Annotated in this window: 10 protein-coding genes; 3 read left to right on the top strand and 7 right to left on the bottom strand. The window is 31.5% G+C overall.

Annotation, left to right across the window (positions count from 1 at the left end; genetic code table 11):
• Positions 1–2 precede the first annotated feature (2 nt).
• Together BWR22_RS06480 and BWR22_RS06475 are read left to right on the top strand one after the other, a co-directional pair.
• The gene (locus BWR22_RS06480) at positions 3–950 is read left to right on the top strand and encodes a PorP/SprF family type IX secretion system membrane protein (RefSeq protein WP_076732776.1); all 948 of its coding nucleotides are present in this window, start codon (positions 3–5) and stop codon (positions 948–950) included.
• 6 nt (positions 951–956) lie between these two features.
• Positions 957–2,897, top strand: coding sequence for an OmpA family protein (locus BWR22_RS06475; protein ID WP_076732775.1), 1,941 nt, complete (start codon positions 957–959; stop codon positions 2,895–2,897).
• Positions 2,898–3,257: 360 nt separating this feature from the next.
• Here the strand turns inward: BWR22_RS06475 and BWR22_RS06470 are convergent, their stop codons facing one another.
• Both BWR22_RS06470 and pdxH read right to left on the bottom strand, forming a co-directional pair.
• Positions 3,258–3,743 carry a CAP domain-containing protein gene (locus BWR22_RS06470; protein WP_076732773.1) on the bottom strand — a complete coding sequence of 162 codons (486 nt, stop codon included), beginning with the start codon at positions 3,741–3,743 and terminating at the stop codon, positions 3,258–3,260.
• Positions 3,744–3,927: 184 nt separating this feature from the next.
• The gene (gene pdxH, locus BWR22_RS06465; RefSeq protein WP_076732771.1) at positions 3,928–4,575 is read right to left on the bottom strand and encodes a pyridoxamine 5'-phosphate oxidase; all 648 of its coding nucleotides are present in this window, start codon (positions 4,573–4,575) and stop codon (positions 3,928–3,930) included.
• A gap of 373 nt (positions 4,576–4,948) precedes the next feature.
• On the opposite strand from pdxH, the gene BWR22_RS06460 reads away from it, so the two are divergent.
• Entirely contained in the window at positions 4,949–6,148 is a 1,200-nt protein-coding gene (locus tag BWR22_RS06460; protein ID WP_076732770.1) for a GAF domain-containing sensor histidine kinase, read from the top strand.
• Positions 6,149–6,232: 84 nt separating this feature from the next.
• On the opposite strand, the gene bglX is transcribed toward BWR22_RS06460, so the two are convergent.
• Genes bglX through BWR22_RS06435 form a run of 5 tightly spaced genes read right to left on the bottom strand, consistent with a single transcriptional unit; the run spans position 6,233 to position 16,893 of the window.
• Positions 6,233–8,542, bottom strand: coding sequence for a beta-glucosidase BglX (gene bglX, locus BWR22_RS06455; protein WP_076732769.1), 2,310 nt, complete (start codon positions 8,540–8,542; stop codon positions 6,233–6,235).
• A gap of 6 nt (positions 8,543–8,548) precedes the next feature.
• The gene (locus BWR22_RS06450; protein WP_076732768.1) at positions 8,549–10,195 is read right to left on the bottom strand and encodes a glycoside hydrolase family 16 protein; all 1,647 of its coding nucleotides are present in this window, start codon (positions 10,193–10,195) and stop codon (positions 8,549–8,551) included.
• A 9-nt stretch (positions 10,196–10,204) separates the two neighbouring features.
• Positions 10,205–12,358 carry a PKD domain-containing protein gene (locus tag BWR22_RS06445; RefSeq protein WP_076732766.1) on the bottom strand — a complete coding sequence of 718 codons (2,154 nt, stop codon included), beginning with the start codon at positions 12,356–12,358 and terminating at the stop codon, positions 10,205–10,207.
• 23 nt (positions 12,359–12,381) lie between these two features.
• Positions 12,382–13,848 (bottom strand): RagB/SusD family nutrient uptake outer membrane protein, encoded by a 1,467-nt coding sequence (locus BWR22_RS06440; protein ID WP_076732764.1) that lies wholly within the window; start codon positions 13,846–13,848, stop codon positions 12,382–12,384.
• A gap of 3 nt (positions 13,849–13,851) precedes the next feature.
• The gene (locus BWR22_RS06435; protein WP_076732762.1) at positions 13,852–16,893 is read right to left on the bottom strand and encodes a SusC/RagA family TonB-linked outer membrane protein; all 3,042 of its coding nucleotides are present in this window, start codon (positions 16,891–16,893) and stop codon (positions 13,852–13,854) included.
• Positions 16,894–17,021 lie beyond the last annotated feature (128 nt).

The raw sequence follows: 17,021 nt of genomic DNA, 5'->3' as shown, positions 1-17,021 counted from the left end.
TAATGAAAAAAAATAGAGTTTACATATTTGCTATTATAGCATTAAGTTGTTTGTTTTCATATGCTCAACAACTACCTCAATTTTCTCAATATATGTTTAACACCATATCTGTAAATCCAGCATATGCGGGAAGTAGAGAAACAATTAGTGTTGTTGGTTTACATAGAAGTCAATGGGTAGGATTAAAAGGTGGACCTAGTACACAAACACTATCTATACACTCTCCATTAAAAAATGAACAAGTAGGTTTAGGACTATCTATAATTAATGATCAATTAGGTTATGAAAATTTCGTATTTATGTACGGAGATTTTTCATATACAATTAATGTAAACGAAACTACAAAACTAGCCTTTGGTTTAAAGGGTGGTTTTACACATTATAATTTAGATACTATTGATTTTTTAGATGATGAGCAAATCTATTCAGATCCATTTTTTAGCGATATTTCAAGTCGTTGGAATCCAAATATGGGTGTAGGTTTATTTCTGCATAGTAACAAATGGTATTTAGGTTTATCTGCTCCAAGAATATTAAATACAGACTATAATTTAAGAGGAAACGAAGATGCTGGACCAGAGTATTTAGCTTTAGAACGTATTGGTTATTATCTTACTGGTGGTTATGTTTTTGAACTTAATGAAAATCTAAAATTAAAACCTTCTACCCTATTTAAAGTTACTAATGGAGCTCCTATTTCATTCGATATAAATGCAAACTTATTATTCTTCGAAAAATTCTGGATCGGTGGAGGTTATCGATACAATCAAGACACATCAACAATTGGTGCTTTAGCAGATTTTCAAGTATCTCAACAATTAAGAATAGGTTATACTTACGAATATTTTCTGTCTGATTTAAGACCATACACAAGTGGAACACATGAAATTTTATTAATGTTCGAAGTCTATAAACCAAGAAAACGTATTAAATCTCCAAGATATTTCTAATAAATAATGAAAAACAACATACTATACATATTGTTCTTTTTTACAGTCTCAATTTCGACTGCACAAATTAAAGTTGCCGATAACTTTTTTAAAGATTATGCCTATTATCAAGCTACAGAATTATATTTAGAAGTTTTAAAAAAAGGTGATACTACAGAACATGTTTTAACAAGACTAGGAGACTGCTATTACAATAATTCTAATGTACAATTAGCGAGTTACTGGTATAAAAAAGCAGTGACAAAGTATAAAGATGTTAATCCAGAATATTTATATAAATATATTCAAACATTAAGAAGTTTAAATCAATTTGAAGAATCTAAAAAATGGTCTGTTATTTTTAAAGAACGTAAAAAAAATGACAGACGAGTTAAAGATGATGAATTTGATATTGAAAAATTTGAAGCTTTAGAATCTGTAGAAAAAGTTTATGTAGATTTTGAAAACCTTGACATTAATACCGAATATTCAGATTTTGGTAGCTTTGAAAAAGACAGCATCCTATATTTTGCATCAACAAGAGTGAAAGATACTATTTTAGATGAAAAAAAATTATACCAATGGAATAAAGAACCCTTTTTAAATATATACCAATCTACAGTAACAATTAAAGATGGTAAGAAAATAGTTGAAACTCCTACTTTAATATCCTCTAATGAAGTAAATTCTGACTTTCATGAAAGTTCTGTTGCCATAACAAAAGATGGTAAAACAATGTATTTTACTAGAATTAATTTAAACAAAAAAAATAAAGCTAAATACGATAAAGAAGGTACATCTCAAATAAAATTATACAGAGCTAAAAATATAGACGGAAAATGGAAAAAAATTGAAGAGCTTCCATTTAATGGCGAAGATTTCTCAACTGGCTCTCCTGCCTTAGATCCAGAAGAAAAATTTTTATATTTCTCTTCAGACCGTCAAGGTTCATTAGGACTTACAGATATTTATAGAGTTAGAATAAATAAAGATGGAACCTTTGGAAACCCTATAAATTTGGGAGGAAAAATTAATACAGAAGGAAGAGAAAACTTTCCATTTATAGCAAAAGATTCTACATTATATTTTTCGTCAGACGGACATATAAATTTAGGGCTTTATGATATTTTTGAAACTAATGCACTAAAAAAAGACACATCCGATGTTTATGTAAGAAACCTTGGAGCGCCATATAATAGTGGCTTTGATGATTTTGCATTTTTTATTAATACAGACACAAACACTGGATACTTTTCTTCTAATAGAGAAGGTGGAAAAGGAGGAGATGATATTTATAGTTTTGGTAAGTACGAATGCAAACAAATAATTAAAGGTATAACAAGAGACAAATTATCTAACGAGCCATTAGCAAAAGTTATTGTTAAACTTATGGATGAAAGTGGTAAGGTAATTCAAACTGAAACTTCTAATGAAAATGGAGAGTATGAATTTAAAGATGTAGGTTGCAATAAAACTTTTGTTGTACTTGCCGAAAAAATTATTTACAGACCAGACCAAAAAGATGTTGTTACATCACAAGAAAGTGGTGTAGAAACTATTGTAGATCTTTATCTAACTCCATTAATTATAGATAGTGAAATTGTAATAAATCCTATATTTTTCGATTATAATAAGTCTAACATTAGACCAGATGCTGCTTACGAACTTGAAAACATTGTTGCTGTTATGAGAGAACATCCTAATATGGTAATTAAAATTGAATCTCATACAGATAGCCGTGGTAGACACTCTTATAACGAAAAATTATCTGATAGAAGAGCAAAATCAACTAGAGACTATTTATATTCAAGAGGAATTGCAACAAATAGAATTGAGAGTGCTATTGGTTATGGCGAAAGCCAGTTAATTAACCATTGTAATGATGCTAACAAAAATAAATGTAGTGAAGAAGAACATCAAGCAAACAGACGTTCTAAATTTATAATTACTAGTGGTTATGTAAATTAATTATTGTTTACTTTTTCAAAATAATAATTAATACTATTTACAAGTTTATTTAAATAACAGCTCTTTATAATCATACCAAGTAGTAAAAACTTTACCGCTTATAATTCTTTATTATAAGTTGCTTAAAATTATATCATTTTTGTATTAAAGCTCTTAGATAAATCATTTTATATAAACTATTACTTAATAACAAATACTAAATAAGAATTGATAAAAATTATTTAATTTTTTTTATACATTTTTATTTGTTTAATAATTAATAGAAAAAAATATATTATAAAGAAAGAGGTAGCAATTTTATATTGCTACCTCTACTCTATTAATTATTTAAATATTTGCTATTTATAGCATATATAAAGACTAATTTTTCATAAAAATATTAGTAAAATACCATTTACCCTCATCATTCTGTTCTGCCGATACATCAAAATTAGTGTAGTCTCCCAACATGTTAATTCTATGCCCTTCACTATTAATCCAAGCATTTACAACAGTTTCTGCAGAAGAATACCCATAAGCTACATTTTCTGTTACAATATTAGCTCCTGCATTATTTACTAAAAAGTTTTTTCTAGAATAAAAGTTTAAATGAGAAATATTATCTGTTTCTGCCATGTAATCTGAATGGCTATATGTTTGAGATTTTATTAATCCGTGATTAGATAAAGCGTTTAAACCATTTTCTATTCTGTATGCATTAATAAGTTCCATAATTTCAATTTCAATAGTCTTTGCCTCTGGAATAATAATATTTCCTAATTCTGTATCTTCTACGTTTTCTTTAGAACAAGAAGTTGCTAAAATTAAAAATAAGGCTAACAATAGTAGGTTAAGATTAGTTTTCATATTTGGGATAATTTGTTTGGGTGATTAAATATACCCAACTATAACCCAACCAAATGTTAAAGAAATGTTAAAATCGATGAAAAACATGCATTTCATCGAAAACATATGTTTTTAATCGTTAAAAACTACTTTTTAAACACAAAACACAACTCTTTAACGTTTAAAACAAACACTTAAACGTGCATCAAGGCGACAATCTTGTTTTTACCCATGAAAAATTCTTTTCAAGCTTATAATGTATACGATCATGCAACCTATTGGGCCTACCTTGCCAAAATTCAAATTCTATTGGCTTAACAATATAACCTCCCCAAAACTTTGGTCTTGGTATCTCTTTGCCTTCGTAAATTTTTTCAAGTTCTTTTAAATTAGATTCTAAAACATCTCTATCTTTAATAACGCTACTTTGGTTAGAAACAATAGCTCCTAATTGACTTCCTCTAGGTCGAGACTCAAAATAACCGTCGCTTAAGTTTTCTGCAATTTTTTCAGCTTTACCTTTAATTATTATTTGTCTTTCGGCACCAGCCCAAAAAAAAGACAAACATATTTTGGGATTTTTATTTATAGCCTGGCCTTTTTCACTATTATAGTTTGTATAAAAAATAAAACCTTCGTGAGTATATTTTTTAAGTAGCACAACCCTATTTTTAGGAAAACCATTGCTTCCTATAGTAGAAAGTGTCATTGCATTAGTTTCATCTTCTGGAAAATGAGCATCAACCTCGTTAAACCAAATTCTAAATAACTCAATAGGATTTTCTGGTGTGTCTTTAAGAAGTAATTCATTTTTTTCGTAAGACTTTCTATAATTACCTAAATCTTTTTCCATAATTGTAATTTACAAGATTAAAAAACAAATTTAAGCCTTAAGTTTTAATACTTAATAAAAAAATAGATTATTGCAAGCCTTAAAATTCATCTTTTATAGTTTAAAAATTATATATTTAATAGCATCTATTTATACTATAAATTAAATAAGATTTATTAATATATTTGCTTTACGCTCTCTTACCATGTTTAAACAATCTAATTGAAAATAGGTGAAAGAATTTTAAAATTTAGTTTACAAGAAATAGTATAACAATTAAGGAAAGTAAATAATTATATTATTTTTTAAAACTATAATGTTAATATTTACGTAGTTGCATTAATGAAACTAAGTTTCATTATCAAAATTCAACCACCTACATTAAAACCTACTTATGATTGAACCATTAACACCTAAAAATGAGTACGAGAGACAAAAAGCAGTTGAAAGCTATTCCATTTTAGATACTTTACCAGAAGAAAGCTACGACAATATTACCGAAATAGTGTCGTATATAACAAAAGCTCCAATCTCACTTATAACACTTTTAGATAACGATAGAAATTATATTAAATCTAATTGTGGTTTTCCTATTTCAGAATCTCCTAGAAATATTTCTTTTTGCGGGCATGCTATAAATCAAAAAGAAAAAATTATGGTTGTTGAAGACGCTAGAGAAGATGAAAGATTTATAAACAATCCTTTGGTAGAAGAACATAAAGCCATTTTTTATGCAGGTGTACCGTTAATAAATCCGCAAGGTTATAAATTAGGCACTTTATGTGTTTACGATCATGAACCAAGGCAATTAAATAAAACGCAAAAAAAAGCTTTAATTTCCATGTCTAAACATGTAGTTAATCTTTTTGAGCAACGCTTACAAAACAAGGCATTAGAAGACATAAAAAAAAGATTAGAGAAACGTAATCAAGAACTTAATAAATTTGCCTCAATAGTTTCTCATGATTTAAAATCACCAATAACAAATATTATAGCTTTAACAGAGCTCTTGGAGGACGAAAATAAAGGCAAACTTAATGATGACTCTAAAACATATTTAAACTATCTAAAAAGTTCATCTACAGCTTTAAAAGATTACATAGATGGTTTATTAATTTATTATAAGAATGATGATTTATTAGAACTCAATAAAGAAACAACAACTTTTAACGATTTAATTACAAAAGCTACTAAAATTGCTATTCCAGAACGTGATGTAATATTAAAATCTACTCAATCAGATAAGGAGATTATAGTAAACAAATCTGTAATACTTCAAATTTTTGTTAATTTATTGACTAATGCAGTAAAATATGGAGATAAAAATCCAACAGAAATATTTGTAGAGTTTAGCGAATCTGAAAAATATTATAATTTTAGTGTAAAAGATAATGGTAAAGGCATACCTAACAATCAATTAACTTCTATTTTCGATTTATTTACCACTCTTAAGGTTAAAGATAAGCATGGAAATTTAGGTACTGGAATCGGTTTAGCTTCTGTTAAAAAGCTAGTCGAGCATCAAGGAGGTAGTATCTCTGTTAATTCTACAGAAGGTTTAGGAAGTATTTTTTCTTTTACAATTGAAAAATAAAAAAAGTGTGTTTATTTTTAATAAACACACTTACTAATTAAAAAAGCTATCAATCTTCGATTTTTAATTACTTTTTTTAAATCATTATAATTTAAAGTTAGCTTCAAGTTGTGCTTTAGAGCTTCCGCCTACAAAAACTTTAAAGTTTCCTGGCTCAACAACAAATTGGTTTTGGTTATTAAAAAATCCTAGCTCTTTCTCTGAAAGCGTAAACTCTATCTCTTTAGATTCACTAGGATTCAACTCGACTAATTCAAATCCTTTTAATTCTCGTACTGGTCTAGTAACACTAGCATACTCATCTTTTAAGTAAAGTTGAGCAACTTCCTTTCCTTTATATTTTCCTGTATTTGTTACCGTTACACTTACAGTAACATTTTTAGAATTTTTGTATAAATTTTTAACTTTAAGATTGTTATACTCAAAAGTTGTATAGCTTAACCCATGCCCAAAAACATATAACGGATCATTTTTTTCATCTTGGTAATGAGACCAAAACACAACATCTGGTCCTGGTAAACTAGGTCTTCCTGTATTTTTATAGTTATAGTATAATGGTACTTGGCCAACATGTCTTGGAAAACTCATTGGCAATTTCCCACTCGGATTGTAGTCTCCATAAAGTACTTGCGCAATAGCATTCCCACTTTGTGTACCTAATTGCCATGCCTCTAAAATAGCTGGTATATTTTCATGAGCCCAGTTAATTGCTAATGGTCTACCGTTATTTAAAACCAATACTATATTTTTATTTACTTTAAAAACGGCTTCTAGCAATTCTTGTTGCACTCCTGGTAACCCTAAATCTGTTCTACTACGTCCTTCTCCACTCTGGAAACCATGCTCTCCTAATACCATAATTACAACATCGGCACTTTTTGCTGTAGCAATTGCTTTTCCAAATTCGCTTTTATTAGTTGAATTAATCTTAATCTCTGTAATAAAATTAGGCTCTCCAACAACTACATCTGCTCCTTTTGCATACGTTATTGTATTACCTTTATAAGCCGAAAGACCTTCTAATACCGAAACTGCACTATTATCTTCAGCTGCAATTCTCCAACTTCCTAAAGGACTCGTTTTATCTGAAGCTAACGCACCTATAACTGCAATATTTTTACCTTCTTTTTTTAGAGGTAATACATTATTTTCATTTTTAAGTAAAACAATAGATTTTTTAGCCATATCTAAAGCAGCATCATGAAGTTTTTTACTTCCTGTTACTTCTTTTTCACGAGCTTCATCTAAATATTTATAAGGATCATCAAATAATCCTAGTTCAAACTTTACTCTTAAAATTCGTCTAGCTGCATCATCAATAACAGACTCTTTTACTTTTCCATCTTTTACTAATTTTGCTAATTCATTAACATACAAATAAGATTCCATATCCATATCTGAACCAGCATTTGCAGCAATTTCTGCAGCATGATTTCCATCTTTTGCAAAGCCGTGAGCAATCATCTCTGTTATAGATCCCCAATCTGAAACCACAAAACCATCAAACTCCCACTTATCTTTTAAAATATCTCTTTGAAGATATTTATCTCCAGTAGCAGGTACACCATTAAGTTCGTTAAACGAATTCATAAATGTTCTTACTCCTGCGTCTTTAGCAGCTTTAAATGGAGGTAATACAACATTATTTAATGTAGAAGTACCAATATCTGCAGTGTTATAATCTCTACCGGCTTCTGCAAAACCATAGGCTGCAAAATGTTTAGCACAAGCTGCAATAGTGCTACTTATAGATAAATCTTCTCCTTGGAAACCTTTTACTCTTGCTACTGCAATTTTAGAACCTAAGTAAGTATCTTCACCTGCACCTTCCATTACACGTCCCCAACGTGCATCTCTAGAAATATCCACCATTGGAGCAAAAGTCCAATTAATACCAGCTGCAGAAGCTTCTAAAGCAGCCATTTCTGCAGAAACCTTTATTGCTTCTAAATCCCAACTTGCAGATTCTGCAAGTGGAATTGGTGATAGTGTTTTATAACCATGAATAACATCGAAACCAATTATTAATGGTATTCCTAATCTTGATTCTTCTACGGCTATTTTTTGTACTTTTCTAACATCTTCAACTCCTCTTACATTAAGCATAGAGCCTACATAACCTTTACGTAAATGATCGTATTTTTTCGCTGCATTTCCGGCTTCTGGTGCTGGACCAGTTAAATCCCAAAATCCATTATACTGGTTCATCTGCCCTATCTTTTCCTCTAAAGTCATTTTTGATAATAAATCCGCAACTTTCTTTTCTATAGAGGAAACATTAGATGTTTCATTTGAAGAATTTACAGCCAAATATTTATCTGTACTACTACTTTCATTTTTACATGAAAATATTACTAAAAAACATAACAATATTGTTATACTAACTCTTTTCATATTCTATTATTGATAAACTCTTATATATTCAATTTCTAAAGTTTCTTCTGTAAACGCTGGATCTACATCTCCTCCAAAAGTGCCTCCTATTGCCATATTTAGAATTAAAAAGAAATTACTATTAAATGGTAATGAATCAGAATTAATTACTGTATGGTATACTTCTCCATCCACCAATATTTTAATTACATCTGGTGTCCATTCCACAGAGTAATCATGGAATTCTGAAGTAGCTGTATCCACTGTAGTGGAATTACCATCTGCATTACCTGCCGACATTCCTGGATAATGTAAAGTGCCGTGTATAGTGTTAAGATCGTTACCAACATGCTCCATATAATCTATCTCGCCACATGCAGGCCATGGATTTGTTATATAATCTGCTCCTAACATCCACATAGCTGGCCACGTTCCTGCAGTAGCTGGTAATTTTGCTCTTGCCTCTATTCTACCATATGTAAACTCATAAAGACCTTCGGTTTTAATTCTTGCTGAAGTATAACCAGAACCATTTGCTTTTGCAGTAATTTTAAGCATACCATCCTCAATAATTATATTCTCAGGATTATTTGTATAGGTTTGTAATTCTTGATTTCCCCAACCATTATCTCCTGTTCCCAAATCGTAAGTCCATTTTTCTGGATCCGGAGCTCCGTTTACATCAAATTCATCTTGCCATACCAAGTTATTGTAAATTGATTGAAAATCGTTAGAAGCTCCTTCTTCTTCAGATGTAATAATAAACCACCAATCGAATTCGTTATTACCATCTGTAGTTCTTAAAACTAATTCGTTAGGTGGTTGCTCTGTACGTTGGAATAATTCATATTTATGGTTTCCTCCAGTATAATAACCAATAAAACCTAAGCCTGTTAAATTAATTGTTTCTATTCCTCCTGGCGCAGTTATCACCCAACTTTCTGAATAATCTTGATAAGGATAGTTTTCTATATCGGCACCGTTTGGTGTTTCGTTATGTGGTCCTAATTCATTTATTAGTGGATCTCTTCCAAAAACAGTACCCGTTACATCTACTGTTGGATCGTCGTTTGTACTATTAGTAATATGAGTAAAAGTACCATCTGCATTAAAAATATAACGATCATCATACATGCCGGTTGCAGATTTTTCTTCTGGACCAGCTTGGTACCATTCTGCTTGAACCGTACCTCCTACAGGTCCAAGTCCAAAATGTGCATTTTGTTCAGATTTTATTCTCCATGTTTTTGACCCATCTCCAACTAAAGTTGCTAATAAATCTGCTGGTGGCGAATAAGTTGCTAAAACATCTACCTCTATTGTTGTACTTGTTGAAACTCCACCAACACCATAAGCGACTACAACTACGGTATAAGTGTTTACACCCAAATCTGAAAATGTAAAAGTAGTTACTCCAGATGGTGCGTTTTGTTGTGCTGCACCAAAACTGTACTTATAACTTAATGCGTTATCTGCTGTGGCTGTAAATGTTACCATTCCACTTCCGTCTCCATTTGGGTTAGCACTATCTTGCCCTGCAATTTCTGGAACAACTACTATGTTTGTAGGTGCTAAAATTTCTCCAAAAGTTTGATCTTCATCTTGACACGCGATAAAGAAAACTGTAAACAGTGCTAGTAAACTTATATTAATAAAATTATTATATTTTTTCATAATTATATTTTAGTTTGTTAATTCTACATCATCAAAATAGTAACTATTTCCACTTCCATTAGCTCCAAAATTTGGAAAAATAACTATTCTATCATAAGATTCTGATGTACTAAAAGTAGCTCCGGTTGTTAAATCGAAAGAAATCACTTCCCAAGAGTTTGAAACCGTTGTAAGACCATCTATTTCTACAAAAACTGTTGGATTACCATTTGCATCTGGCGTAGACATCGAGTCTTCTAATTTAAAACGAATGGTCTCGCCTGCTGCTGGAGACCAAACTTTCATATTAATTGTTGTTCCGTTAGTAAAATCTACAGCTCCATCTAAATTCATTGATGCTCCAGCCCATACTTGAGCGCCTGTAGTTTTTTGTATTTCTAGAACATTAGCACTTGTATTTATACCTGTTGCATCTGGATTTGCAATTACAGCTGCTGGTATTGGGCCAAAATTTACATCTCCAAATCCCGTCCACTCGTAAACTATATTAGAGTTTTCGAAAGAAACTGGTATTTGGTTTGCAGTTACTGCATTAGCAAATACGATATCATCGAAATAAAATGTCTCTCCATTTCCTCCTGCTCCAAAATTTGGGAAAATAACTATAGTGTCGTAAGACTCTAAAGTATTAAACGATGCCCAAGTAGTTAAATCAAAGGATAATACTTCCCAACCATTCGCTACAGTTGTAACAGCATCTATCTCTGCTACAATGGTTGGATTTCCATTTGCATCTGGAGTTGACATTGAATCTTCCAACTTAAATCTTATAGTTGCTCCTGCAGATGGCGACCAAACTTTCATATTAATTGTTGTACCGTCTGTAAAATCTATAGCTCCATCTAAACTCATAGATGCTCCTGCCCAAACTTGAGCTCCTAGCGTTTTTTCAATTTTTAAAACGTTAGCACTTGTATTTATTCCTGTTGCATCTGGGTTTGCTATTACTTCTGCAGGTATTGGACCAAAACTTGCATCTCCAAATCCTGTCCACTGATAATTTATTGTTGTTGACTCAAAATCTACTGGTATTGAAGGTACAGAAGAAACACTTGGCTCTTTATAAAAGTAGAAGTTATCTATATATACAAATGCAGCGACTTCATCTGAGTCTATTAATAATTGTGTAATACTATTTTTGTTTGCTAAGTTTCCATTATCGAAACCTGTCATGTCTAATTCTATACTTTGCCATGAACCTGCAACAGTATCTCCTAAAGGTTGTTCTGCTTCTCCTCCATCTACTGTATTTACAATTTTAACAGATAAACCATTTGTTATTCCTGATGGTACCCAATAATCGATATGCATTTTTTCCATAGAAGAAAGATCTATACCACTATCGTAATTTGTTACCATTCCTATAAAATCTAAACCAGATAACTTCCATACATTATCGCCTTCTATTGTAATGGCTTCAAAAGCTGAAGAAGACCAATCTGTTGGCAGCTCGTTTAAAGTTACATTTGTATAGGCATCACTAAAAACCGAAACTACATCTTCTGCTGCTCTTGCTGGAGGTGCTTGTGCTGCTACTAACGGCGCTAAAATTTCTGTTACTTCAAATTCTTCTGAATAAGAAATTGTATCTACAGAACCACTAAATGCTGTAACTGTTATTGTATAAGTTCCTGCATCGTTATAAACAAAAGAAGTTGTCTCGTCTATATTAGACATTAGTATTGTTCCCGCTGGATCTCCAAAATTCACCTCATAAGACATTGCAAAATCTGCAGAAGCAGTAACGTTTACTTGTTTTGAAATATTTGCATCGTTTTCGATAGTGACTACCAAATTTTCTGGTGCCTGAAACGATACTTCAATAGTTTGCGCTATTGTAGTAGTTTTTCCATTAATTCCAGTTGCTGCAATAACAATTTCATAAACTCCTTCTTCGTAAGTGTTTTGAGCACTTTCTCCAGGATTTAAAAGTCCTGAATCTGTTCCAGATCCATCTCCATAATTTACTCTAAAACTAGCAACATTTTCTCCTGTTGGTGTTATAGTTACTAATCCAGAGTTATCTTGAGCTATAGTTACAACTGCAGCTACATTAGATGGTGCTGGTAATGCGCTAACATCCGGTAAATCGTCTTCTTGTTCACAACCTAAAAAAGCTGTGATAATAATAAATAAGCTAAAAATGTACTTTAAATTTTTCATGATTTTTCTCATTTTAATTTTTATTAATATCCTGGATTTTGCGCCCAACGATTACCAGTTAATTCTATTTCTATTTGTGGTATTGGAAATAACTCATGTTTTCCGGCTATAAATCCATCAATTTCTTGAGCAGCTCGACCAGTTCTAACCAAGTCGAAAAAACGATGTCCTTCACCTACAAGTTCTACACGACGTTCGTGATAAATAGCTTCTGTTAAAGCTGTACCAGAAACTGTTACATCATGGTTCATATCTCCAAAGGCACGTTGTCTTACTCTATTTAAGTAATTTTGAGCTCTATCATCTGCAATACTTCCTCTATTTAAAGCCTCTGCAGCCATTAGTAATACATCTGCAAAACGGATTGCTCTATAATTATTTGGATTTGTTAAGTTTTGATCACCAATATTACTATCGCCTTTACGTGCTATATATTTTCTGTTATAATAACCTGTATGCTCGTAGCCTGTACCAAAAGTTGCTCCTGTTGAAGCTGCCCAAGCCTCAATATCTAATATTGCTGTTTCAAATCTTGGGTCATCGCTTTCAAACTCGTCTACAGCTTCTTGTGTTGGAACATTAAAACTAAAACCAGAATCGAACAATGGCCCGTTATAATTGCGAATACCATTAAAACCAACTGCTACATTACCTTCACTACATTGTAAACATTCGAAACCAGCACCTTCTTGATCTGTATATTGCACCTCGAATACAGACTCTATATTATTTTCGTTATCATTTTCGAAAAGTGTTGTATAATCAGTAACTAAATCATGAGGCCCATTATCTATTAAATTTTCTAAAACTAATGCTGCAGCACCAAATTTGTCTTGATATAAATAAGCTTTACCTAATAGTGCTTCGGCAGAACCTTTTGTAATTCTCCCAACTTGTGTTTGTGTATATGGTAAGTTATCTATTGCATAAATTAAGTCTAACTCTATTTGAGCGTAAACAGCCTCTTTTGGAGTTCTATCTAAATCGTTTTGTTCTCCAAAAAGAATACGTTTATCTACAACTAATGGCACATCTCCAAACCATTTTACAAGTTCAAAATAGTAGTATGCTCTTAAAAATCTTGCTTGCGCTAATATGTTTTCTTTTCCGTCGAAGTCTATATTATCCTGAAACTCAAGAATAAAATTTGCACGATTGACACCTGCAAACATCCAACCCCAAATAGCACGTAATTGTGAGTTACTTGAAGTATGAATCATATCATCAATTTGCTGAAAACCTGGCACGTCTGTAGCACTTTCTCCTCCACACAAAGTATTATCTGATGCTATTTCGCCTAATAAAACATTTTGATAAGTAGTTTGAAGCAAATCGTAAGCTCCAACTAACGCATCTTGGTAGTCTTGTTCTGTATTAAAATAGTTGTCTGATGCTGGATTTGCAGGTTCAACATCTACAAAATCATCACTACAAGAAATAGTAGCAAATAATGCAACAGATGAAAGAATTATATATTTTATATTTTTCATAATTTAAAATTTTACGTTAGTACCAAATAAAAATGTTCTTGGATTTGGATAAAATCCTGGATCAAATCCACTTCCTATGGGAGCTCCATTTGACGCTGTAGCATCGAAACCACTATACTCTGTTAAAGTAAACACATTAGATACAGAGACATATAGCCTAATATTATTTAAACCAATATTTTGTAACTTATCTTTATCGAATGTATAACCTAACTGCATATTTTGTGCTCTTACAAAAGAGCCGTCTTCTACATAATAATCTGAAAACAGAAAATTAGTAGTTGCTGCTTCTGTAATTCTTGGATTAGAGTTTGTTGAACCTGGACCAGTCCACCTGTCTAAAGCATAAGATGTTAAATTTGTTTTTGCACTATTTCTATCGTAATTTCTTACTATATCATTTCCTATTGAAGCAAAGAAATAAGTTTGAAAATCGAAATTTTTATAATCGAATGTTAAGTTTAATCCCATTGTTACATCTGGAATTGGATCTCCAATAAATGTTCTATCTTCAATATCTATTTTACCATCTTGATTAAGGTCTACATATCTTAAATCTCCAGGTTGTGCATTGGCACCTAAAGCTAACTGAGATGGATGCGCATCTACCTCTGCCTGTGTTTGAAAAACACCATTTGTTTGTAATCCATAAAATACACCTATTGGTTGTCCTACTTGCATTCTAGCAGGAGGCTCTTGACCAATTCCAAAAGAACCTCCCTCTACGAAATCTGCTCCATTATTAACTTCTAAAACTTCATTTTTTAAGGTTGTAAAATTATAACTGATATTAAATTTAAAATTATCGGATAGATTGTCTTTATAACTAATTTGAAATTCTAAACCTTTATTTTCTACAGTACCTGCATTAACCGTTGGTGGTCCAGCCGCTGGAGCTGTGGTACCTAAAATTGATGATGTTTGAATATCTAAAAGTAAATTTTCTGTTTTACGTTTAAAATAATCTGCAGTAATATCTATTTTATTATTAAATAGTCTTGTTTCAAAACCAATATCTAAAGCTTTTTGCTCTTCCCATTTTACTTCTGGATTTGCAATTGCTCCAGTAGCAGAACCAGTTATGATTTGGTCATCAAACACATAAACGCCTTCTCCATTAAGGGTAGATACAAACTTAAACTCATCTATTCTATCGTTTCCTAAAACACCATAAGACCCTCTAAATTTTAAGAAATTTATAGTATTACTGTTTTCTAAAAAACTTTCATCTGAAGCGACCCAACCAGCAGAAGCTGATGGGAAATAACCAAACTTATTTTCTGGGCCAAATTTTGAAGAACCATCTCTTCTTAATACTGCAGAAAATAGATACTTGCCTTTGTAATTATATTGCAATCTTCCAAAATAAGATAGTAATCTAGAATCGAACTCTGTACTTCTTCCTAAATTTGGATTTGTTACATCTAAAGCATCAAATACGTTTGCAGAAGCAAAAACTGTACCTTCTGGAAGATTTTCTCCTACTAGCGAATTAAAGTTTCCTGAGGTTTTAAACACAGAGTTACCTAAGGTTAATTTAATATTATGACTATCGTTAATATTTTTTTCATAATTAACAATGGCATCAAAAGTATAATCTCTAAAGTAATTTAAGTTTTCGGTTAAAGAAATGCCACTAACATTATCGAAAACTGAACTATTTCCATATTCTACTATTGGAGAAAAATAACGCTCTCTTACTTCGGCATAATTCCATTGATAATTTACTTCTGCAGAAAAACCATCTAAGAATTTATAATTTAAACCAAATACACCACTTATTTTATCGACTTTAGCTCTGTTAAATGTGTTTTCAATTTGCTTTAAAGGATTTACAACCTCTATAGGATAATTTGCCGAAGAGGTGAATGCTCCGTTTTCATCTGTTGGCGCATCGGTTGGAGCAAAGTTTACAGCATTAAACAATACAGAACCTAAACCACTTTCTGGCAATGTTTTTCTGGTTGTACCGGTATATATAAGGTTAGCTTTAAGATTAAGGTTTTCTATAATTTCTAAACCGTAATTTATACGAGAATTATATCGTGTAAAATTAGCTTTACTACCTCCCACTATACCATCTTGAGTTAATAAAGAAGCACCAAATGAGTATGTTGATTTTTCTGTCCCTCCGCTTGCAGTTATTGCATTGCTAAATATTGGAGCAGTTTCAAAAACTTCGTCTTGCCAATCTGTACCTTTACCTAAACCATATGTATTAGGGAAAGGTAAACTATTACCACTTGCAGCAGCTGCTTCATTTTTTATTAAAGCATATTCTGTTGCATTTAGCAAAGGAATTTTTCTTGTTGTTTCTTGAAAACCAACATAAGCATCATAATTAAATGACATTGGTTTATTTTTTTTACCTGTTTTTGTAGTTATTAAAATAACACCATTTGCTGCTCTTACACCATAAATACCTGCTGTTGCATCTTTTAATACTGTATAGCTTGCAATATCATTTGGGTTTATAACACTTAAATCTTCAATAACGTTTCCGTCTACCAAAATTAAAGGTCTATTATCTTTATTAGTTGAGACTCCTCTAATTCTAATATCTGAAGCACTACCAGGTGCACCAGATTGAGAGGTTACATTTACACCTGCAACTTGACCTTGTAAAGCTTGCTCTATACGAGTTGGCTTAAGCGCCTCTATTGTTTCTGCCGAAACTGTAGCTACAGCACCTGTTACTTCTTTTTTCTTTTGAGTCCCATATCCTATTATTACAACCTCTTCCAGTTTTCCAACATCTCCTTCCAATGAAACATTAATTGATGTTTGACCATTAACTGCAATTTCTTTAGTTATATATCCTACATAAGAGAATTGAAGTATAGCATTTGTTGGTACATTTTCGATGTTGTAAATACCATCGAAATCTGTAGAGGATCCTATATTAGAATCTTTAACAATAATATTTACACCTGGAATTGGGCCTCCATCTACAGCATCTGTAACGGTACCCGAAATATTAATATTTTGAGCGTAGTTAAAGTAACTTATGCACAAGGTTAATAATAAGGTTATTTTTATTTTCATAAAGTTAGATTTATTGTTTCCTCAAAATTAAAACTGTTTATTAAAGATTTGTTAAAAATAACCGCAACAAAAAATATACAACACAAAAAAAAGAGCCTAAAATTATTAGATTAACAGTGCTAAACCTT

Source organism: Lacinutrix venerupis (assembly GCF_001971745.1).
Classification (GTDB): domain Bacteria; phylum Bacteroidota; class Bacteroidia; order Flavobacteriales; family Flavobacteriaceae; genus Lacinutrix; species Lacinutrix venerupis.
Note: the sequence above shows the minus strand (reverse complement) of the source record. Positions and strands in the feature narration are given on the sequence as shown.